Origin of the sequence: Clostridium folliculivorans (assembly GCF_024341905.1) — a bacterium.
Taxonomy (GTDB): domain Bacteria; phylum Bacillota; class Clostridia; order Clostridiales; family Clostridiaceae; genus Clostridium_AR; species Clostridium_AR folliculivorans.
Window position 1 is genome coordinate 194,696 of record NZ_BQXY01000006.1, and the last position, 20,438, is coordinate 215,133.

At 30.4% G+C, this 20,438-nt stretch carries 22 protein-coding genes; 18 read left to right on the top strand and 4 right to left on the bottom strand.

Features of this window, described 5'->3' with window-relative positions:
- The first annotated feature begins 5 nt into the window (after positions 1 to 5).
- The 13 genes from rpiA (at position 6) to OCU55_RS17245 (ending at position 13,880) form a co-directional block, all read left to right on the top strand.
- On the top strand, positions 6 to 695 hold the full coding sequence (gene rpiA / locus OCU55_RS17185) for a ribose 5-phosphate isomerase A (RefSeq protein WP_261853522.1): 690 nt from the start codon (positions 6 to 8) through the stop codon (positions 693 to 695).
- A gap of 50 nt (positions 696 to 745) precedes the next feature.
- The gene (locus OCU55_RS17190) at positions 746 to 1,732 is read left to right on the top strand and encodes a Gfo/Idh/MocA family protein (RefSeq protein WP_261853523.1); all 987 of its coding nucleotides are present in this window, start codon (positions 746 to 748) and stop codon (positions 1,730 to 1,732) included.
- Positions 1,733 to 1,886: 154 nt separating this feature from the next.
- Positions 1,887 to 2,576, top strand: coding sequence for a PHP domain-containing protein (locus OCU55_RS17195; RefSeq protein ID WP_261853524.1), 690 nt, complete (start codon positions 1,887 to 1,889; stop codon positions 2,574 to 2,576).
- A 322-nt stretch (positions 2,577 to 2,898) separates the two neighbouring features.
- Positions 2,899 to 3,150: an acyl carrier protein gene (locus tag OCU55_RS17200; RefSeq protein ID WP_261853525.1), complete on the top strand. Its 252-nt coding sequence runs from the start codon at positions 2,899 to 2,901 to the stop codon at positions 3,148 to 3,150.
- A complete protein-coding gene (locus OCU55_RS17205) occupies positions 3,143 to 4,480 on the top strand; it encodes a hypothetical protein (RefSeq protein ID WP_261853526.1) in 1,338 nt (445 codons plus the stop codon). Before OCU55_RS17200 ends, OCU55_RS17205 begins: the two co-directional genes overlap by 8 nt.
- A 34-nt stretch (positions 4,481 to 4,514) precedes the next feature.
- Entirely contained in the window at positions 4,515 to 5,627 is a 1,113-nt protein-coding gene (locus tag OCU55_RS17210; protein WP_261853527.1) for a glycosyltransferase family protein, read from the top strand.
- Between the two features lie 4 nt (positions 5,628 to 5,631).
- Positions 5,632 to 6,798, top strand: a complete 1,167-nt coding sequence (locus tag OCU55_RS17215; protein ID WP_261853528.1) for a radical SAM protein — start codon at positions 5,632 to 5,634, stop codon at positions 6,796 to 6,798.
- Between the two features lie 12 nt (positions 6,799 to 6,810).
- The gene (locus OCU55_RS17220; RefSeq protein ID WP_261853529.1) at positions 6,811 to 7,827 is read left to right on the top strand and encodes a Gfo/Idh/MocA family protein; all 1,017 of its coding nucleotides are present in this window, start codon (positions 6,811 to 6,813) and stop codon (positions 7,825 to 7,827) included.
- Entirely contained in the window at positions 7,820 to 8,806 is a 987-nt protein-coding gene (locus tag OCU55_RS17225) for a hypothetical protein (protein ID WP_261853530.1), read from the top strand. Before OCU55_RS17220 ends, OCU55_RS17225 begins: the two co-directional genes overlap by 8 nt.
- A gap of 805 nt (positions 8,807 to 9,611) precedes the next feature.
- Complete coding sequence (gene chbG, locus OCU55_RS17230) at positions 9,612 to 10,349, top strand: chitin disaccharide deacetylase (RefSeq protein ID WP_261853531.1); 738 nt, start codon at positions 9,612 to 9,614, stop codon at positions 10,347 to 10,349.
- A 73-nt stretch (positions 10,350 to 10,422) separates the two neighbouring features.
- Positions 10,423 to 11,214: an HAD family hydrolase gene (locus tag OCU55_RS17235; protein ID WP_261853532.1), complete on the top strand. Its 792-nt coding sequence runs from the start codon at positions 10,423 to 10,425 to the stop codon at positions 11,212 to 11,214.
- A gap of 294 nt (positions 11,215 to 11,508) precedes the next feature.
- Entirely contained in the window at positions 11,509 to 12,780 is a 1,272-nt protein-coding gene (locus tag OCU55_RS17240; protein WP_261853533.1) for an alpha/beta hydrolase-fold protein, read from the top strand.
- Positions 12,781 to 13,055: 275 nt separating this feature from the next.
- Positions 13,056 to 13,880, top strand: a complete 825-nt coding sequence (locus OCU55_RS17245) for a helix-turn-helix domain-containing protein (protein WP_261853534.1) — start codon at positions 13,056 to 13,058, stop codon at positions 13,878 to 13,880.
- Between the two features lie 7 nt (positions 13,881 to 13,887).
- Here OCU55_RS17245 and OCU55_RS17250 read toward each other — a convergent pair whose 3' ends face one another.
- The 3 genes from OCU55_RS17250 to OCU55_RS17260 form a co-directional block, all read right to left on the bottom strand.
- Positions 13,888 to 14,301, bottom strand: coding sequence for a hypothetical protein (locus tag OCU55_RS17250; RefSeq protein ID WP_261853535.1), 414 nt, complete (start codon positions 14,299 to 14,301; stop codon positions 13,888 to 13,890).
- A 198-nt stretch (positions 14,302 to 14,499) separates the two neighbouring features.
- Positions 14,500 to 15,195, bottom strand: coding sequence for a permease prefix domain 1-containing protein (locus OCU55_RS17255; protein ID WP_261853536.1), 696 nt, complete (start codon positions 15,193 to 15,195; stop codon positions 14,500 to 14,502).
- Positions 15,183 to 15,518 carry a PadR family transcriptional regulator gene (locus OCU55_RS17260; protein WP_261853537.1) on the bottom strand — a complete coding sequence of 112 codons (336 nt, stop codon included), beginning with the start codon at positions 15,516 to 15,518 and terminating at the stop codon, positions 15,183 to 15,185. Before OCU55_RS17260 ends, OCU55_RS17255 begins: the two co-directional genes overlap by 13 nt.
- Before the next feature lie 367 nt (positions 15,519 to 15,885).
- On the opposite strand from OCU55_RS17260, the gene OCU55_RS17265 reads away from it, so the two are divergent.
- Both OCU55_RS17265 and OCU55_RS17270 read left to right on the top strand, forming a co-directional pair.
- The gene (locus OCU55_RS17265) at positions 15,886 to 16,872 is read left to right on the top strand and encodes a MerR family transcriptional regulator (RefSeq protein WP_261853538.1); all 987 of its coding nucleotides are present in this window, start codon (positions 15,886 to 15,888) and stop codon (positions 16,870 to 16,872) included.
- Positions 16,873 to 16,893: 21 nt separating this feature from the next.
- A complete protein-coding gene (locus tag OCU55_RS17270; protein ID WP_261853539.1) occupies positions 16,894 to 17,451 on the top strand; it encodes a D-glycero-alpha-D-manno-heptose-1,7-bisphosphate 7-phosphatase in 558 nt (185 codons plus the stop codon).
- Positions 17,452 to 17,557: 106 nt separating this feature from the next.
- On the opposite strand, the gene pcp is transcribed toward OCU55_RS17270, so the two are convergent.
- A complete protein-coding gene (gene pcp, locus OCU55_RS17275; RefSeq protein ID WP_261853540.1) occupies positions 17,558 to 18,199 on the bottom strand; it encodes a pyroglutamyl-peptidase I in 642 nt (213 codons plus the stop codon).
- Between the two features lie 435 nt (positions 18,200 to 18,634).
- On the opposite strand from pcp, the gene OCU55_RS17280 reads away from it, so the two are divergent.
- Genes OCU55_RS17280 through OCU55_RS17290 form a run of 3 tightly spaced genes read left to right on the top strand, consistent with a single transcriptional unit; the run spans position 18,635 to position 20,341 of the window.
- Positions 18,635 to 18,967, top strand: coding sequence for a PadR family transcriptional regulator (locus OCU55_RS17280; protein ID WP_261853541.1), 333 nt, complete (start codon positions 18,635 to 18,637; stop codon positions 18,965 to 18,967).
- Positions 18,960 to 20,159 (top strand): DUF2812 domain-containing protein, encoded by a 1,200-nt coding sequence (locus OCU55_RS17285; protein ID WP_261853542.1) that lies wholly within the window; start codon positions 18,960 to 18,962, stop codon positions 20,157 to 20,159. The genes OCU55_RS17280 and OCU55_RS17285 overlap by 8 nt, the downstream gene beginning before the upstream one ends.
- Positions 20,156 to 20,341: a transcription initiation factor TFIIIB gene (locus tag OCU55_RS17290; protein ID WP_261853543.1), complete on the top strand. Its 186-nt coding sequence runs from the start codon at positions 20,156 to 20,158 to the stop codon at positions 20,339 to 20,341. Before OCU55_RS17285 ends, OCU55_RS17290 begins: the two co-directional genes overlap by 4 nt.
- Positions 20,342 to 20,438 lie beyond the last annotated feature (97 nt).

Here is a 20,438-nt window from a genome sequence, read left to right on the forward strand (position 1 = left end):
TTAATATGAATGAAGAAAATTTAAGAAAATTAAGTGCTGAAAAAGCCATGGAATATATAAAAAACAATAGTGTAATTGGACTAGGTGCAGGAAGAACTATTTCTTGTTTAATTGAGCTGTTAAGTAAAGCTATAGATGAAAATAATCTCAAAGTTAAAGTAGTAACACCATCTGATAATACAAAGAGTATGTGCATCAAAAATGGCATAGAAGTACTGCCAACCTGCTTTGTAGAAGAAGTAGATGTTGCCTTTGATGGTTGTGGTGAGGTTGATGAAAACTTTTATGCTTCCAAAGGTGGTGGAGGTGTTTTCGTAAAAGAAAAGTTAATTGCCTCAATGGCAAAGGATTATATTCTACTTATAGATGAACAAAAATATAAAAAACAATTAAGTGTAGGATATCCTATTTCCTTAGAAGTGGTTAAAGATTCCTTAAGTTATGTAAGCAAAAGGGTTAAAAACTTAGGTGGTGAGCCTTTAGTTAGAACCACTAATAGTAAGGATGGGTACTTAGTAACTGATGATAACAACTTTATACTAGATATAAAGTTCGATACTGTAGATGATTTTAAAGAATTAAATGATAAGTTATATGATATTGTAGGCGTAGTTGGAACCTCTATATTTACTAGAGAAGTTACCAAGTTAATAATGGCTACAGAAAATGGGGTAAGAGTTATTTCAAAGAATTAGTATTCTTAACTAAATTTGCTTTGTTTTTCATAAGATGAGGAGGAAATAATATGAGATTAGGTATTGTTGGATCGGGAATGATAGTAAGAGACTTATTATCAACAAGTTCAAATTTAAAAGACATAGAGTTTGTAGCTATATGTGGAACTGAAAGAAGTAAAGAGGCGATGAATCAACTCAAGAATGAATATGGTATTCAGGAGATCTTCTATAATTATGATGAATTATTAAGCATGGACTTAGATGCAATTTATATTGCATTACCTAATAATCTACATTTTGAATTTGCTAAAAGAGCATTAGAAGCAAATAAAAATGTTATCGTTGAAAAACCATTTACATCAACATATAAACAAGCGGTAATTTTAAGTGATTTGGCTAGAGAAAAACAATTATTTATTTTTGAAGCAATTACTACTCAATATCTTCCTAATTATAAAAAAATTAAAAAGCTAATTCCAACCTTAGGAGATATTAAAATTGTTCAATGCAACTACTCTCAATATTCTAGTAGATATGATAGCTTTAAAGAAGGAAATATATTACCTGCTTTTAACCCTAAGTCTTCTGGTGGAGCATTAATGGACTTGAATATATATAACATTCATTATGTAGTGGGGGTATTTGGAAGACCTGAGGGTATTGAGTACTATCCAAATGTTGAGAGAGGAATAGATACATCAGGAATATTAATGTTAGACTATGGAAAATTTAAATGCGTTTGTGTTGGAGCGAAAGATTGCAAAGCACCTATTGCAAACAACATCCAAGGTAATAAAGGATGCATATATCAAGATACTCCAGCTAATGTTTGTGAGAGGTTTGAGTTATTAATGAATGATGGGACTAGTTCAAAAATCAATGAAAACAACTATGAACACAGAATGGTTAATGAATTTATTGAATTTGCTAGTATGATTAAAAATAATGATTTAGAAAGCTGCTACAAGATGCTAGATCATAGTTTGATTGTTAGTGAAGTGCAGACCATTGCAAGAAATAAAGGTGGAATTGTATTCCCAGAAGATAATTATTAAAAAGTTATAAATTAAGACCAAGACTTTCTAACATAACTGTGAAAGTCTTGGTCTTTTATGATTTAATTAATAAATTGATAATAAATCTTAATTGGTAACTAATAGTTAATGTTTGGATATTATATATAAGGATTAATTTGCAAGGAAGAGAGAGATGTATACTAAAGGTGATTTTCACATGCATAGTGTTGCGTCAGATGGGGATAGCACCCCTTATGAAATCATAGTTATGGCAAAAGAAAAGGGCTTAGACATAATTGCAATAACAGATCATAATTCAACTGACAGCGTTGAAGAAGCAAAAAAGATTGGAGATATGTTAGGAGTTAAGGTTGTAGCTGGTTTAGAATTATCAACAAGGTACAAAGGAAAAAAAGTACATGTTTTAAGTTATTTTATGAATGACAAATATAAGGATAAAACATTCCAGAAGGCATTAAAACATATTAGAAACCATGAGATAGAGGAACTCAAGTCGCTTATAGGCTCTGAGATAGAGATAACAAGAGATGGAGTAAAGAATAGAATTGATACTAGAACAGGTATAGATATTTTGAGATATTTCGGTGGCTCTGTAGTGTTAGCTCATCCCGTAAAAGTTAAAAAGGAAATTATAGAAGATATTTTGCAGTTAGATTTTGACGGAATAGAGGCTATATATTCTAAAAATACTAATGAGGATACCAAGTACTTTAAAGCTATAGCTGAGGCAAAAGGCTGGTTCTATACTGCAGGCTCAGACTTTCATACTGATAAAAGACGAGACAATAGGCATGGACAAATTGGACAGGTGTTTTTAAATGAGAAAGAGCTTGATGTATTTATTCGCAACTTAGGAAAGTAAAATATTATAATCCTCCACAGTAATATTTTAAAATAAGGGTGCTGAGCTATATCAATAGCAGCACCTTTATTTGTATTTTACTAAGTAATTTTTTAAAATTATTAAAATTCACATAAATTTAAAATATAACATCAAAAGTCAATAAAGATAAAGAACAGTAGAAAGATTCTTTCTAAAGAATCGTATTTTTGTTTATTAATAAGAGGATTTAGTAACAAAAGTAAAGTTTGGAATTATTGACAAAACAAGGTGGTGTGATATATTAATATTATAATAACAATGTTTAAAGAAAAACGTTTATAAAAATTGGAGGAAGAAACTTATGAATGATAAAATAGTGAAAATAATATGTGAAGTAAAGGAAGATGAGTCATTAGAGGAAAAAATACTTAATTCTACTGATTTGTTAAACGATTTAGGTATCGATTCTCTTCAACTCATAAATATTATATTAAGAATAGAAGATGAGTTTGATATTCAAATAGACTTTGATGAATTTGATATGGATTGCCTAAGATCAGTAGATACTTTTGGAGAATATATAGAGATGCAAAAAGGCGCAATATATGAGTAAACGCATCTATTATGGAGAGTTTAATGCTGAAAAGTATTGGAGAGAAGAAAATTTAGCGAAGCTACCTGAAATACCAGATAAACAATCTGAAAATATAGTAAAGGCTATGGATGAACTACTTTTTATTCTTTGCGATAAAGAAGATGCAGTTCTTACAAGATATAAGCTTGATGATGATCAGCTTGAGTATTTAAAAGAATTAGGTCTTGAGTTTAAATACAATAGTACAAGCCTTACTGAAGACAAATCTAAAGAAGAGAAAAACAAAAACATATGTGAATTATTAATAACCAATGACAATTCTGAAATAAAGGAACTTTTATCTGAAGAAACACATCTAGAAACCTTTGCAGTGCTACCAGAAGCTTATAAACTAAGCAATTTATATCATAAGCACTTTGATTATCCAACAATAGACGTTATAAAAAAAGTAAATTCAAAAATGTATTCATCTAAGCTTAACCTTGAACTAGATATAAATAATAAAATTAAATTGATTTATTCGTCAAAAGAACTGTATGAAGAAGGAATGAAGTATCTCAGTAAAGGGAGCATAATAATAAAAGATTCTTTTGGTGTGTCTGGAAAAGGTAATTTAATAATTTCAAACGAAAGCATACTTAAGAGGATAGTATCATATGTAGATATGCAAGAGAAAAAGGGGAAAAGGGTGGAATTCATTCTTGAACCTTTGCTAGAAAAGTCTAAGGATTTTTCATGTCAGTTCAAAATTCATAAAGATGGAAGCTTTGAAATCATATCTGTACAGGAAGTAAGAAATACAGGACTATCCTATCTTGGATCATATACTCCTGACAAAGAATTTATGGAGTTTATCAAGAAACAATCCTATTTTGAAATAATGGAGAAAACAGCTAAAAGGCTTTATGAAGATGGCTACTATGGGGATGTCTGTATAGATTCGATGATTTTAAAAGATCGATCAATATGTCCAGTAGTAGAGATAAATGCAAGAAAATCCATGAGTCTTATTAAACATGAGCTTGATAATTATGCTCATAACCTTGGGTTAAAATGTGGATTTACTTTTCTAAATGTATCCTTCAATAACAATATAGATTATTCTGAGATTCTTAAGGTGCTGTCAAAAAATAATATACTTTTTAAACCTTCCTTTAACAAAGGTATAATGCCTTTAAGTAGCAATACTATATTCATAAATAGGCAATTGGATACTAATAAAACCTTAAATAACTATAAAGGCAGGTTCTATTTTGCCATATTATATAAAGATATGGATATAGTTGAAGAACTAACAAACAGCCTCATAAGTTCATTAAAAGAGATAGGAATAAATAGCTCTAATTAAGAAATTAAATATTCAAAACGAGAAGGTGTAAAAAATGAACAGTAAAGTGGTTATATTATGCTCTGGCTTTGGGCTGGGGTTTTATGTTCCAGGTCTGTTAATTAGCAATAGTTTTACAAAGAAAGATATAGAATCAGAAGTTGTGGTATTTGAAGATTATGTTGTTAAAGAAAAGAGAGACAATATATTAGTGAATAAGACAGCTTATCATGATAATTTTAAAGCTGCACTTTTGGCACAAAGAATGCCTTGGGATATAAGACAAAGCTTTGATACGAAAAAAGTGGACATGCTATTAAATTCATGGAAGGAAAATGAGATTGAAAACTTTATAGTGTTATCAGGTCATTGGGTATTCCTACTTGAGGAGTATAAGAAAAGATTCAACCTTGAAAAGATAAATGCTCAAATAATCTATATAGATTGCAAGCCATCTCCTTCTTGGAAGTCCTTAAATAAATATATACAAAATTACTCTGATGGATACGCTGAAACTTTTCTCTTTGATTATGATAACAATGAAGTAAAGTACACAATTGGAATTGAAGAGGATGATGTTATCATTTTTGAAGAAAGAGAAAATAGATTTATGATTCACGGCGGTGGATGGGGGATGGGAACTTATAAAGATAAGATTCCTGAACTTGAAGAACAAGGATTTGGGTTAGACATCATAGCTTATAAAATAGAAGAAGCAAGTCAGCAAAAAGCGAAGAATAGATATTTTATGATGGACCCACAATGGACAGCCTGGGGACACGAGAAACATAACAAAGCTGTTTTTCCTCCTTTTGCAGAAATTATAGCTGATAAAGAGACTAAATTTATCACAAAGGATGAATATCATCCATCTTTTGATCTAGCAAAAAGTTGCAAAGCAATGATAAGTAAGCCAGGTGGAGGAACGCTTATTGATTCCTTAAATGCATGCACTCCTATAATTCTATTAGATCCATTTGGGGATCATGAAAAAAAGAATGCTGAGCTTTGGAAGAGCTTAGGCTTTGGTATAAGCTATGACAAGTGGAAAGAAGCAGGTTTTGATATGGAAATATTAAATAAGCTACACCGCAATCTCCTAAAGCAGAAAAAAATAAGTAAGGATTATACTACAGAGTATATAAAATTAAAGGTTGAAAGAAGGTAAAATAATGCAGCCTAAAACAAAAGTTCATTATGATGAGAAGTCCTTAGAAGTACTGAAGAGGACTATTAAAAATATATCAGATCCTTTAAGAAATAGAAAAAACAATCCCTGTTATGCAACGGAGCTTCCGGAGGTAGTAGGTATAAAGCTGACTAATAGATGTAATTTAAGATGTAAGCACTGCTATGAATGGAACGAAAAAGGCTTTCATAGAAATATGGATAAGCAAGAGCAACAGACAGATATAGCATTGGATACCTTAAAAAAGGTACTTGAGGAAACTAAAAAAGTGAAATCGAGGTTATATCTGTGGGGTGGTGAACCGTTAGTATATAAGCATTTTGAAGAGCTAACAGATTTGCTTTTAAATGATCCTAGAGAAGTAGCTATGTGTACAAACGCACTACTTATACCTGAAAAGCTTGATTCCATAATCAAACTGTCAGATAATCTAGAACTTTTAGTTCCAGTAGAAGGCTTTGAAGAAGATAATGATCTAATTAGAGGTGAGGGCAACTTCAAGAAGACTATGGAGAGCTTAAATATCTTATTAGATTTAAAGAAAAAATGTATTTATAAAGGAAAGATATCTATTCACACTGTCATCAACGATAGCGTCATACCTAAACTATATGATTTGGTAGAGTTCTTTGAAAAAATGGGAGTAGATATGCTGATGCTTTGTTATCCATGGTATATTGCTGAAGAAACTGCTTGCAATATGGATAACTATTTTAATGAAAATTTCTCATGGATAGAAGAAAATAAGAAAGATAAAAGCTGGCATTCCTTTACATATAAGGTTTCACCAGAAAGCATAGAGATTCTTAAGCAGCAGATAGAAAAGATAAACAGCAAAGTTTGGGATATAAGAGTAAGATTCCAACCTGATTTAGATATGAAAGATGTGGATGATTTTATATTAGGAACAGAAGTGGAGAATCTTCAAAAGAGAAGCTGTCTTGCAGTATCTACTAGAATGGATATTTACCCTGATGGAGCTGTTTCTTCTTGTAAGTTTTTCTCAGAGTTTACCATAGGAAATTTAAATAATGCAAGTGTATCTGAAATATGGCACAGTGAAGAATACAATAAGGTAAGAGAAATTATAAGCAGTAAGCTTACTCCTGTTTGTTCAAAATGTAACCTTCTTCACTTACATGGAAATTAAGAAGGTGATTTTGTGATAAAACTTGGAATTATAGGATGTTCCAGTATAGTATCTAGGGCCATAATAACTCCAGCAAAAGAAGTAAAAGGTCTTAGGGTCTATGGAATTGCAAGCAGAAACCCAGAGAACGCAAGAAGGTATGCTAAGGAGTATGGTATAGAAAAGGCCTTTGAAAGTTACGAAGAACTTCTTGACTGTGAAGCTATAAATTGTGTTTATATAGCTCTTCCAAATGATCTTCATAAAGAGTGGATAATAAAGGCTATTAAAGCAGGAAAGCACATACTAGTAGAAAAGCCTATATGTTTAAGTAAAGCTGAGTTTGATGAGATATTAAGTGAGATATCAAAAAAGAATATCAAGCTTTTAGAAGGTGTTATGATAAAACATCATCCCTGGCAAGCTGCAATAAAAGAGATGATTACCTCTGAAAAGTATGGAAAGCTTGAAATTATAAATACCTATGCATGCATAGTGCCAAAAGGTAACAATGTAAATAGCTATAGGAACTTTCCTGAAAGAGGAGGAGGAGCTTTTTATGACTTAAGCTGTTATTGGCTTCAATTTTTACAAGAAGTAAAAGGACTTAACCCAATTTATTATAAAGGTAGCTCCAGTTTTAATGGTCCTAATGGCATTGACTCTACCTTTTCTACAAGGATGAGATATGAAAACGACTTTGAAACAGGATTTATAGCTTCTTTTGAACTTCCATATAAAGTAGAACACCATTTAGGATTTGAAAAGGCAAGAGTAGTAGTAAAAGATTTTTTTAGAGCGTGCCTTGGTAACTTCAAGATTAATGTTTTAATAGAGGAAAAAGCTACAGGAAATAAAGAGAGATTACAGTTTGATGCTGCCAATTACTATACAAACCAGCTTGAGTTTTTAGTGGATGTAGTGGAAGGCAGAAAAGAGAGTATACCAATACATGAATCTTACGAGAGAATAAAGTTAATGGAAGATATATATAATTCAGCAAAATCATCAATAAAAAATTATGAAGGATCAGAGGTGTATAATGGCTAAGATTTTATATTCAGATTATTATATTCCTGAGAATATAGTTTCATCAGAGGAAATACTTTTTAAATCTAATCAATTTAGACAAGCAAGTAATGATGATGACATATATGAAAGTATTGAAAAATATGTTAAGGAAACAGATTTACACAGTATAGCAGTTGGAAGAAAGGATGAAATTGTTGAGGTTTTATCTAAGCTTGTCGCAAAAATGCTTGATAAACTTGAAATAGATAAATCTAAGATAAAAAACATCTTCTATACAAGCTATGAAGAATATATCTATGGTGGAAATATAAGTGTACCACATTACCTTCAAGAAAAGTTTCAATTAAATGATGCAACAGTAGTGATACTTAACCAAGATTGTTCAAGTACAATTCAGGCTATAAAAATGGCAAATTCACTTAATGTAATAGAAGGCGAATTTTCACTTATAATTTCACCATATTTTTTGAGTGATGATGAAGAGCGATTTATTGAATTTACCATATTAGGAGATGGAGCAGGGATAATGCTAATTGGAGATGATATAAATCAAAAAGGTTTTAATATAGTGGGCTCAACCTCAGCTTCTAATGGTCGCATGAGCGTTGCTGCATATAATTTTGATAAAAGTTCACAGTTAGTTGATCCATATTATAATTATTTAAAGAACAAAATGGGAACCTTTGAGGCTATGAGAAGAGTATTTGCTAAATTAGTAGTTTCAAATGAAGAAAAGTTTAAGGATGCAAATAAAATCATAATTCAAAATATAGCTGATAATTTCTTTAATACTTATTATAAGTTATATAAGGTTCCTGATGATAGCTTTTATAATAACTATCATGGTGGACATATTGGAGATGTTGATATAATAAGAAACTTTAAAGATTTCACAGAGGAAAATGATTTTAAAATAGGAGATGAAATTATTTTACTTGCTATTGGTTCTGATTTTATGGGAATGAATAGTGGAGCAGTATTTTTAAAGTATTTCTAGTTATAATTCTAGTTATTTGATTTGACCTTTTTAAAACAGCGGATATTTATCAATAGACCCATAACCACCAATATTCCAGATATAACATATATTAAGCTATTTGTTTTACTCCATAAAAAGAAAGTGCCTAATATTACAATTGCTAACAGGATCCATAAAGAGTAAATTATTATGGTACAAATTTTAGTGTTTAATGAATTTTCATTATGATTAGTTTTCATAAGATAAACCTCTCTTAGATATAAAAAATAAATTAAATCAGTATGAATTTATAATGTTTACTTTATTATACAACTATAGATAATAAAGTAAAGGGTGCTTGTAGAGTTTATGTTTTTAATTTTATATGAGAATTATAGCAAAAATTAAAGTCGCTGAATAAGTTAATTTCAGCGACTATTCTAATGTAAAGAAAACTATAACCTCTTGAGGCCTTTTATAAATATAAAGAATATTATAAGTATAAATTAATAGCTGAGCTAGGAGCTCTATAATATAGGACTACTGATGTTTTCAAAATCTGAAAATTATAATTATTTAACATACTTAGGTTGAATGGAAAGGTTTACTTATCTATAATTATATAGGTGGACAACTTGTAGTTGAGTTTATATTTTATAAGCTTTTTACTAAAAGGTGAGAGAGTTTCAGGAATACAATCAGCATTTAATTAATACATCTTTAAAGAGTTCATATAACTTAGTAGTTGAGTTATGAACTCTTTAAAAATGTAGGTTTATACAATAAAAATATTTCAATTAATAACAGTGACTATAATATAAAAACAATAAAGGAGAGTTTTATTATGAAACTAATTATAAATGCAGATGATTTTGGTTTTACAAGAGGTGTCAATCTAGGGATATTAGAAGCTTTTAAAGAAGGTATTGTAACCTCGACTTCAATGCTTACAAATGCACCTGGTTTTGAACACGGAATAGAATTGATGAGACAAAACAAAAATTTAAAAGTAGGTATACATTTAGTATTAACAGCTGGTAAACCTCTAACTAGCGGATTAAAAACTTTAGTAAATGAAAAAGGCTTTTTTGAACATAATTTTGAAAAGATAGAAGCTGCTGATGAACAGGAAATAAGAAAAGAATACAAAGCTCAAATAGATAAGTTCTTAAGTACAGGTTTTAAACCTACACATATAGATTTTCATCACGGAGCAACAACTAAAAACTTTGCAATTGCTGTACAGTTTGCTAAAGAGTTAGGTGTTCCGATGAGAGGACTTACTAGCGAAGCTGAGAAGTACATGGATTCAAAAGGTGTAATACATTCTCACAATTTCTGTGAAAAGTTCTATGGTCAAGAAAATATAAGTGAAGAGGCATTAATTGAAGTCTTAGAAGAAAGCAAATATTTAAGTGAAATGGAATTAATGACTCATCCAGCTTATATAGATAAGGATCTTTTAACTTTGAGCAGCTATAATACTCAAAGAGCATATGAACTTGTAACTCTTAAAAGTGAAAAGGTAGTTAAATATATAGAAGCTAATAATATAAAGCTAATTGATTTTACAGATATATAAATATATAGATTTACCAATGCTTTAGCACAAAATGTAAGTAGATAAGTGTAAGTTATAAGATGGGGTGAAGAACGTGGAGAGGAAAATAGCTTTTTTTGATATAGATGGAACATTAATTAGTTCTAATGGCAATGAGGTTATAATGCCAGAAAGTACTAAGGTAGCTATAAAAGAGTTTAGAAAAAGAGGACACTTAGCTTTTGTATGTAGCGGAAGACCTATAAGATTTATAATACAGCAGTTCGGAGAGGACATGTTTGATGGGTATATAGCTGGCAATGGCACGCATATATCCTATGAAGGGAAAGATGTTTATCATAGAATAATTGAAAAAGATACTATAAAGAAACTTCAAAAGTCTTTTGATGAATTGGAAATAAGCTGCTGTTTTAATAGCTTTCATGAAGGGTATGCCTATAACATGCCTCAATGGAGAGTTGATGAATACAATGATATGTTTGAAGGTGATCCATACTTAATAAGAGAATGGGATATTAATAAAATAGAGGTTAATACCTTAGACATATTTTATTCCAATGAAGAGAGTTTGAAAAAATGTATTGAGTACTTTCGAGACAAGCTTGTTTTTAACTCTCACGGTCCACATATGTCTGCAGATGTTTCTTTTAAAGATTGGGGAAAGTCTCATGCTATAGAACATTTTATAAAAATGTCAGGTATGAATATGGAGGACACTTTTGCATTTGGAGATGGTTATAATGATATAGAGATGATTAAAACAGTAAAGACAGGAATTGCTATGGGAAATGCAGTAGAAGCTTTAAAGAAAGAAGCAAACTATGTGACTTCGAGTATCCTTGAAGATGGAATCTATAATGCAATGAAGGAGTTTGGACTTATATAGATATTTTAACTTAAGGACAGGATAGATACTAACTAAATTATTAACTTATACATGCCCGATAATCGCTAGATGACGTGATTATTGGGCATGTATGGATTTAACCTTCATAAACTCCTTATATATAGATAAAAAATGAACACCTACCTAAAGAACACAATCTTTACCAGTAAAATCCAGGGTGATATGATGAATTTAAGAAAACGATTTCGAAATCGAATGATATATGTGTAAGTGGCATGCAGAAGTTTACACATTATCTATCACCTGAGTTTTAAAATTGAAAGGGGTTAGAAAATGAAAAGAAAGAATGGGAGATTTGGGGTTATTAATTTTGTTCTTAGCTTAGTATTTTTGATGGCAGCCTTTGCCTTTCCTGTAAGAGCACAACAAATTGGAGTGAAAACTGATACTGGAATAAAAAAAGAAGGTGTCACTGTTAGACCAGATAATAATTCACCTACTGGATATACAGCTACTTTTGTTTACAAGAATTCAACAGCAACTAAGGTAGAATTTTACGGTCAATTCACCTTTGCAAGGACTGGACAGGACTATCCTAATACAGCCTTAACTACTTATACACCATATCAATGGACAAAAGATATGTTTCCTCTTACTAGTTCAGTATATCAGGAGGCTATGACAAAAGTTAAAGGCACTGATTTCTGGACAATAAGTATGCCTCTTCCAAGTGGAGGATATCCATATTCATATGTTGTTGATGGTACAAAGGTAGCTGATCCTGCAAATATGCCTATTACTAATGTTAATGGAGGAAAACAGACTCTTAGCATGGCTTATATACCATTTGATAAACAAAAGCAAGTGACAGATTATTCATATGTTTTACCGAAAGAAGGAGCAAAAACTGGCAAGGTTTCCTTTGTAAAGTATTCAACCAAAGGATTACTTACAGCTGATCTACAACCACTTGGTATTTACCTCCCATTCGGATATGATTCAAATAGGACTGAACCTTACAAAGTAATATACCTTTCACATGGCGGTGGAGGTAATGAGTCAGACTGGTTTAATACTGGAAGTGCAGCTAACATAATGGATAATTTAATTGCTGAAAAGAAAACTGAGCCAGCAATTGTAGTAACAATGGATAATAGTGCATTTGGATGGAATTTCGTTAATATAAATAAAAATATAATGGAAAATATAATTCCTTATATGGAATCACATTATAATGTTTCTGAGAATGTTAAAGATCGTGCCTTTGCAGGTTTATCAATGGGTGCTTTGACAACTTCTAATTTATATTATGCACATCCAACTGACTTTGGATATTTTGGAATATTCAGCGGTGCTAACGCTGCTCTTGATTTAACTAAGAACACTGATGCTTTGCGTACACCAAAACTTTTTGTAGGGGCTGGGTGCTATGATATGGCATATTATAACTTAGGATTCAATTCAGATAAATACACCATAAAGTTTTTAGAGATGTTAGATGCAAATAGCATACCATATGAGTTCCAATTGGCAAATGGAGCACATGATTGGTTTACATGGCCTCAACTCTTTTACACATTTGCAAAGGATATCGTATGGAAATAATATAATAATTTTTAATCACTAAGAATAAATTAGGACATATGTAAAGATGAACCACTTCAATCCGAAATCTATTTTTAAAACTCTCATGGGTTCTGGTGAGAGAATTTTAAAATATAAATTCTATTACGAAGTGGTTCATCTATAGCTATATGAAAAATGCTATGTATGCCCAATGTCATATGTAAATCAATCAGTCTTGCTAGAAAGGTACTACTAAAATAATAATCCTGTTAATTATAATGATGCCACTATGTGGAGGCGAGGGAGTCTTTTATATGAAATCGGATATTTGTTATGATGAAAAACTTTATACTATGTTTGGAATTAATAAGGCAAAAGATGAGAGTAGCGTAGAGATAAAAATCACATCATTTGAGAATAACGAAAAGGGCTTAAGTGAATATATATCAACAGACAAAGTAGACATTGAGAGTTTTAATAAAGAAAGGACTATTAAACAATTTAAACTAGTAAAAGAACTTTACAGAGAAGATATCGAAAGTGCAGGTGTAACTCTGAATGAAATAACTAAGATGCTGGTAAAAAGTGCTCTGCCAGATCATATAAACAAGATGTTAATTTATGGACTTATTGATATTTTTTTAATGTTTGGTGAGTATATGAACGCTAAGAGGGATGGATTCAAAAGTGGTGATATTCTGAGCACTGATGATATACATAAAATATTAGCTTGTTCAGATGTTAATGAGGTACAGGCTTACTTTTTAGAAATTTATGAAAGAATAAGAATCTTAGATAATAGCATAAAAAATAAGAGTAAGATGAAAGTGGTTTATAATTATATACTAAAGCACTTTAAAGATCCTCAAATTTCTCTAAGCAGCATATCTGAGAAATTCAATTTGAGCAACACTTATATTTCTCATATGTTTAAAAAAGAATTCGGATATAATGTTTTGGATTTAATTCATAGAAGGAGAATCGAAGAAGCTAAGGAATTGCTCGAAAATACAGGGTTAACAGTACTTGAAATATCAGAAAGAGTTGGATATTATAATCATGGAACTTTAGCTAAAATATTTAAGCGGATAGAAGGAATAAAACCATCAGAGTTTAGAGAACTAAAAAGAAATTTGTGAGTTATAGCTACATTGAAGTAATAGCGTGCATTAGCAAATATAGCCCAAGTGAATAAATTCCCATTATTGCTGATATTACTGGTAATATAGAAAGTTTATTATTTTTGCAGGTATAAAAGTGTAAGGTAAATGCCAGGATAATTATAGTAAATGCAATAATCCATCTCCTAAAAAGTAAAAATGGGAACATAACTATTCCAAGTGATGAAACGATTGATACTGTTACCAATGGTAGTTTTACTTGCTTATTTACTATAAAAAATGAAACTCCAAATAAAATAGATGATAAAGATATGCAGATCCAAGTTATCTCCACTAAGTTATTTGGATACAGTGAAAGTTTATCACTAAAAAACAAACATAAAACAATAGACTGTAAAAGTATCAGCATAAGAATAATGCCTAGAAAAAGTTTGCGCATATAATATATCCTCCATAACCACATATAACAATTTGTTTCCAGTGTATGGTATAAGTATATACTATTATTTATTGTTTATCAATAATTTTATATCAAAAATCGATATGAAATTTTATTCTAAGATAATATTGGTGTGAAAAATATCCAGCCTTGATTAAATAACAAAGCTGGATACTTATTCTGCATATAACTCAACATCTAATTAACTTGCTTTTTATTATTACTAAAAGATAACAAAATAAATAATAAGCATAATGTGACAGTCCAAATCAATCCGGAATATTCATGTCCTACTGATATATAACCATACTGAGACATTCCGACATTCCTCATTATAGGAAGATTTATAAATGAAAAACCTATAGTATTCATAAAGATAAATATAATAAATACTACAACTAGTAGCCATTTCTTATATACAAGCAGGTAGTTAAACTTAGATTGAAAGTATGCAATTCCTCTAATTCTAGGTAGAAATAAAATACATAATATCACTATTGATAAAAGAAGATTAACAGCAAAACTTATGTAGGTAAGTTCATGCGCATGTAGTTCAATTCTTTTAAAGAAGGTAGTAGTAATAAAGATAGATAAGGTTGTTATAAGCTTTTCAGAAAAGCTTATTATTAGATATCCACTAAGTAGCCAGAGAAATTTTTTTATCCATAAAAAATTTGAATTAACTATACTATACTCACTTGTAAGCAAATCTACTGAGCCTATTCTACTGCAAGCAACATAAAATGCTTCTTCTTCAGTTAGTGTCTTTTTCTTAAGAGCGTCTATTTCATCTAGTAGATGACTTTCTAGTTCTTCAATATCAGAGTTGGTTAGTGAATTACTAGCAGACAGTTTTTTCTTCCAATCCATTAATGATTTTTCTAATTGAAACATATAGAATTCCCCCACATATTATTTAAAGTATCATTGACTATTTGCCATTGAAGCTTTTCGCTTTCCAAGGTTTCTAATCCAGCTTTTGTTATTCTATAATATTTTCTTTTTCTTCCGTCTACAGTTTTCCATTCAGATTCAACAAAACCGCTCTCACATAACTTTTTTAAAACAGGATAAAGAGTTCCATCCTTCCAGATTATTTCATTGTTTGATAATTCCTGAATATTTTTTATAATCTCGTACCCATAACTTTCTTGCTTAGCTAGAAATGAAAGTATAAGAGGTCTTGTTGATGCTGCGGTTAAATCTTTTGATAGCAAAAGTGCACCTCCTTACATAGAAGTTCTATGTATGTAGTTTACCTAGAACTTCTATGTAAGTCAAGAATGTTTTTACTTAATTAACAAATTGTTCTAATTTGCAGAGGTAATGATTTTAAATAAAACTTTATGGATATTTAAAATGTTTTCTAGTGCACTTTAAGTTTATTGAATGTTATACATTTATATAAAGTAGGATGATTGAATTCTATATTAAATTGAAGGAAATTGGAAGCTTCTTGTATAATATTACTTAGAGCTAGTATGTTTGAGAAAAGTGAGAACTAATTTGGAAAACTAATATTGGAATATATTGACTTTGACGTCGTGTCGTACTTTATCATTAAGGTAGAAAGGAGCTGAAGGAATGAACTTATTGACAATTAGTGAGGTATCAAAGAATTTTAATATCTCAACAAGAACTCTTAGGTATTATGAACAAATAGGAATTTTGCAAAGTAAAAAGAAAGAGGATTATGCGTATCGTACTTATGACCAAGTTGATGTAAGAAGATTGCAACAGATAATAGTTTTGAGAAAGTTACGGATTTCGCTAAAGCAGATAAAAGCTATTTTTCAAAATACTGAGCAAACACGTATAGTTGAAATATTCTTAGAGAATATTTCAGGGATTGATAATGAGATAGCAGCTTTATCTACAATTAAGAACATCTTAAATAGTTTAATTGAACGATTAAGTGAGAGCACAAAAATTGGTATCAATTTGGATTTACTTCAAGACTATGATATTTTAAAAGTTGTTGAAACTTTAGGCCTTTCTAAAATTAATCTTAAAGGAGAAAAGTCAATGGAAGAATTAAATAAGGCCAATGAAAATTTAAGCAAATTACAAGATAAGGATGTAAGAATCATATATCTACCTCCTGCTACAGTGGCAAGTGTTCATTGTATAGGTGGATTACCAGAAATCGAAACAGGAAATCTTCTAAATAAATTCATTATAGAATCAAAGCTCTATGATGTTAAGCCAGATTTTAGACATTACGGATTCAATAATCCTAATGGAAATATTCCAGATGGAAGTGATCACGGCTATGAAAGGTGGATTACTATACCAGAAGGATTTGAAGTGAAGGCACCTTCTACTAAGAAGTATTTTCAAGGTGGGTTGTACTGCGCTTATATGATTTCTATGGGAGCCTTTGACGAATGGTCTAGATTATACAATTGGGCACAAAATAATGATAAATATGAGTTGAATTATAAAGAAGAAATGATAGAACCACAGTGTATGGAAGAGCATCTTAATTATATAAACAAATATATGCTATCTCCAGAGGATAGCACCATTCAAATAGATTTACTTTTGCCAGTAAAGGAGAAAGTTTTTTAATTAAAGTTTGGAGGAGTAACTATGTCTAAAGGCAAGATTGCAGCATTTATAGATTTGCAAGGAACCCTTGGCGGGACAGGTATAGATGATATCACTGATTTTGAGTTTTATCCATTCTCAATTGAAGCAGTAAAACTATTAAATGAAAATGGTATATTAGCTATTGTAATTACAAATCAAAGTAATATATCTAGGGGAATAATTTCTCAAAGGGATTTTGATTACAAAATTAATATGTTGAGCAACCAACTAGCTGATAGAGGGGCATATTTTGATGAAGTTTACTGCTGTTCACATACTAGAGAAGACTGTTGTTCTTGTAAGAAACCATTGCCAGGATTAATCGAAGATGCAGTTAAAAAACATGATATAGATCTAAAAAATAGCTATGTAATAGGGGATATGGGAATGAATGATATTGTTTTAGCTAGAAATGCTGGAACAAAAGGCATATTAGTTATGACTGGAGTAGGTAAAGGAAGTCTATCAGAGTATAGGCATACTTGGCAGGAATATGACGCTGATTATATTGCTGAGGATGTACTAGAAGCAGTAAAATGGATTCTAGACATTAAATAATAATTTAATTAAGTAATTTATTGAAATAATAAAATTTAAAAATAAATCAATAAATGAAAGAGAAAGTTAGGCACATACCGTATTTTCTCTTTCATTTATCTAAGAACTAACAAATGCTTCCTAGTGCAGCCTTTATATCACCTCTATTTCCAATAGCAGCTTCTATAGCTAACCCCAGTGCTTTTGAGATCATGCTCAACTCCATGGAAGGAGCATTATATTTATCAACTACCTGCTGAGGTATAAATGGAACATGTATAAAAGTTCCTCTTACCTTTGAATATTTCTTATCTATAAGATACATTAAACCATACATAATATGATTGCATACGAAGGTTCCAGCTGAATTTGAAACCGAAGCTGGAATACCTGATTCTCTTATCTTTTCAACCATTGACTTTATAGGAACATTAGCAAAGTAAGCTGGCTGTCCATCAGAAAATATAGGCTCATCAATAGGCTGATTTCCTTTGTTGTCTTCAATTCTTGCATCGTCTATATTGATTGCAACTCTCTCAACGGTTATATCGAACCTTCCACCTGCTTGTCCTACACAAATAACTATGTCGGGCTTATTTATTTCAATTGCTTTATCTAAGATTTCTATTGATTCATGGAACACTGTAGGTATTTCAAGAGTTATGATATTAGCTTGAGCAATTTTATCTGACAAAGCCTGTACTGCTTCAAAGGATGGATTTATAGCTTCTACTCCAAAAGGGGTAAAGCCTGTTACTAGTACTTTCAAAAGAGCACCTCCAATTTCTATAACTTTTTAACTTTATATAAATTTAAATTTTTTTAATTATAACTTTTTAAAATTAAAACTTTTTAAAAAGTTACTTACAAAATGCTGGTTTGAAGGGGATTTGGTAAAGATGTTTAGCTGATTCTAAATCTACTTTCATAATCTATAAATATAATATCACTTGATGTATTAATTGTCTAAACTTAACATTCATTGAATATATGGAAAATAATGTTTACATATATGTCACAGCGTGATATAGTATGATTATAATATGTCACGCTGTGACATACATGCTTTTGATTATTAATTAAAGATGAAGCACTTAGAGAGTGAATTTATTTTTAAAGCTCTCACAAGTTCTGATGGGATAAGTTAAAAATCTAAAATTAATTATAGGTGATACATCAATAAAAATGATGCTTAGAGGATTATATGGAAAAAGAAAAAGTTATAAGAAAGTATATGCCAATGACTGAAACAGCCTTCTATATATTATTATCTTTATACGAGCCAAAGCATGGGTATGGAATAATAAAAGAGGTTGACAATCTAACTAAAGGTAGGATAGTTCTTGGATCAGGCACGGTATATGGAACACTAAGTAAGATGGAAAAGGATGAAATAGTTATGGTTTATTCTAATGAAGACAGAAAGACCATATATGAAATAACGGAACTGGGAAAGTTGCTCTTAAAGTTGGAAATTAATCGGTTAGAAGAGCTTAATAATAATGCAAGGCAGTTAGGGGGGAGATTTGATGTATAAGAAATTAGTAAGACTCTTTTGGAGTTATGATATTAAGAAAACAGAAGAATGGTTACGGGATATGAGTTTAAGAGGCTATAAGTTAGAGTCTGTAGACTTTGGTTTTAGAATATTTAAATTCATAAAGGCTGAAAAGAATAAAGTTTTTTATAGAATCATATATGATAATAATCAAAGTAATTCACTGCCTAAAAGCTTAGATAACAGTGGATGGAGGATAATATCACAGCATAATCAATGGAAGATATTAATAAATGAGTCTGAAAATATAACTATAATACCAAGCAGAAATTCTATTATTGAAAGAAATAATAAGATTGTAAACTACTCTGGCACAGCGCTTGGACTTCTAATATTACTTCCACTAATTGCAGGGTTTTTTACTAGATCAATTTTACGGCTAATGCATGTACAAGTAGAATACAGTGAAACTCTCGAGATACTAGGAATATTATATTCAGTAGTTCAATTAAGCGTATTTACTTTTTTAGCATATACTCATTTTAGAATGAAAGCTTCAACTAAGAGGATAGAGTATGCTGACGGAATTGAACTTGCGTATAACTATGATATTTTTAAAAATATTGATGATGAAATATATATTGGCAAAAAGAAGGGTATAGTTAGAATAAAACTAGCATGGTTCTCATATCCGGATAAACTAGAATTGTGGCTTGAAAAGATGGAAAGAAAAGGCTTTAACTTATATAAGATAAGTAAAAATGGTGTAAAATTTTATTTTGTTAAAGGAAATAAGGAAAATAAGAAGTTTTCAGTAGACTTTAAAAAACAAGTGACTAAAGAATACTTTGAAATAAATAAAGAAGCTGGATGGAAATTATACTTTATTTCAAATTCAAGTACTAACAAATGGAATATATGGGCTATGGATTATGACAAAAATGGGGAACCACCAAATATGTACAGTGATATAACTGATAAAATAAACCATGCAAAAAAGGTAGCTACCTATTATTGTATATTGTATGTTCCTTTTATAATAATGTATACAATAGTAAATGTGTTTTGGATGTATATAATGGTGAAAGAAAAAAGAAGTTTGGATGAGATATTTATAATGGATATGATATTATTTGGTTTTGTCACAATAGAATATACTATCTTCACTATAAATAGCATTTTATATTATTTAAGAATTAAGAAAGGATGTATAGGAGGAGGTTCTCTATGAGTGAAAAATTATGTCCCGTATGCGGAAGCAATAAAATTGGTCTGGGAAAACATACAGCACAAGGAAGAATGTACCCAATTGATAAAGTCTTTTCATCAGGATCTGAGGTTATAGCAGAAATTTGTACGGAATGTGGTCATATCTTATCAATGAAAGTAAAGCAACCGGAAAAGTTTAGGTGAAAATAGGATAGAGCTCAAAAAGAAGCTCTATCCTATTTTTATTAGCTTGAATTACATTTATTCTTGGCCAAGTATACCAGTGAATTGATAGATAATT

What these genes read in the sequence shown, in the direction of transcription:
- OCU55_RS17265 (WP_261853538.1), top strand. Translation starts at nt 15,886, where the DNA reads ATGAACTTATTGACAATTAGTGAGGTATCAAAGAATTTTAATATCTCA.
- OCU55_RS17190 (WP_261853523.1), top strand. Translation starts at nt 746, where the DNA reads ATGAGATTAGGTATTGTTGGATCGGGAATGATAGTAAGAGACTTATTA.
- OCU55_RS17245 (WP_261853534.1), top strand. Translation starts at nt 13,056, where the DNA reads ATGAAATCGGATATTTGTTATGATGAAAAACTTTATACTATGTTTGGA.
- OCU55_RS17280 (WP_261853541.1), top strand. Translation starts at nt 18,635, where the DNA reads ATGGAAAAAGAAAAAGTTATAAGAAAGTATATGCCAATGACTGAAACA.
- OCU55_RS17225 (WP_261853530.1), top strand. Translation starts at nt 7,820, where the DNA reads ATGGCTAAGATTTTATATTCAGATTATTATATTCCTGAGAATATAGTT.
- OCU55_RS17240 (WP_261853533.1), top strand. Translation starts at nt 11,509, where the DNA reads ATGAAAAGAAAGAATGGGAGATTTGGGGTTATTAATTTTGTTCTTAGC.
- OCU55_RS17215 (WP_261853528.1), top strand. Translation starts at nt 5,632, where the DNA reads ATGCAGCCTAAAACAAAAGTTCATTATGATGAGAAGTCCTTAGAAGTA.
- OCU55_RS17195 (WP_261853524.1), top strand. Translation starts at nt 1,887, where the DNA reads ATGTATACTAAAGGTGATTTTCACATGCATAGTGTTGCGTCAGATGGG.
- OCU55_RS17205 (WP_261853526.1), top strand. Translation starts at nt 3,143, where the DNA reads ATGAGTAAACGCATCTATTATGGAGAGTTTAATGCTGAAAAGTATTGG.
- rpiA (WP_261853522.1), top strand. Translation starts at nt 6, where the DNA reads ATGAATGAAGAAAATTTAAGAAAATTAAGTGCTGAAAAAGCCATGGAA.
- OCU55_RS17210 (WP_261853527.1), top strand. Translation starts at nt 4,515, where the DNA reads ATGAACAGTAAAGTGGTTATATTATGCTCTGGCTTTGGGCTGGGGTTT.
- OCU55_RS17290 (WP_261853543.1), top strand. Translation starts at nt 20,156, where the DNA reads ATGAGTGAAAAATTATGTCCCGTATGCGGAAGCAATAAAATTGGTCTG.
- OCU55_RS17255 (WP_261853536.1), bottom strand. Translation starts at nt 15,195, where the DNA reads ATGTTTCAATTAGAAAAATCATTAATGGATTGGAAGAAAAAACTGTCT.
- OCU55_RS17250 (WP_261853535.1), bottom strand. Translation starts at nt 14,301, where the DNA reads ATGCGCAAACTTTTTCTAGGCATTATTCTTATGCTGATACTTTTACAG.
- OCU55_RS17200 (WP_261853525.1), top strand. Translation starts at nt 2,899, where the DNA reads ATGAATGATAAAATAGTGAAAATAATATGTGAAGTAAAGGAAGATGAG.
- chbG (WP_261853531.1), top strand. Translation starts at nt 9,612, where the DNA reads ATGAAACTAATTATAAATGCAGATGATTTTGGTTTTACAAGAGGTGTC.
- OCU55_RS17270 (WP_261853539.1), top strand. Translation starts at nt 16,894, where the DNA reads ATGTCTAAAGGCAAGATTGCAGCATTTATAGATTTGCAAGGAACCCTT.
- OCU55_RS17285 (WP_261853542.1), top strand. Translation starts at nt 18,960, where the DNA reads ATGTATAAGAAATTAGTAAGACTCTTTTGGAGTTATGATATTAAGAAA.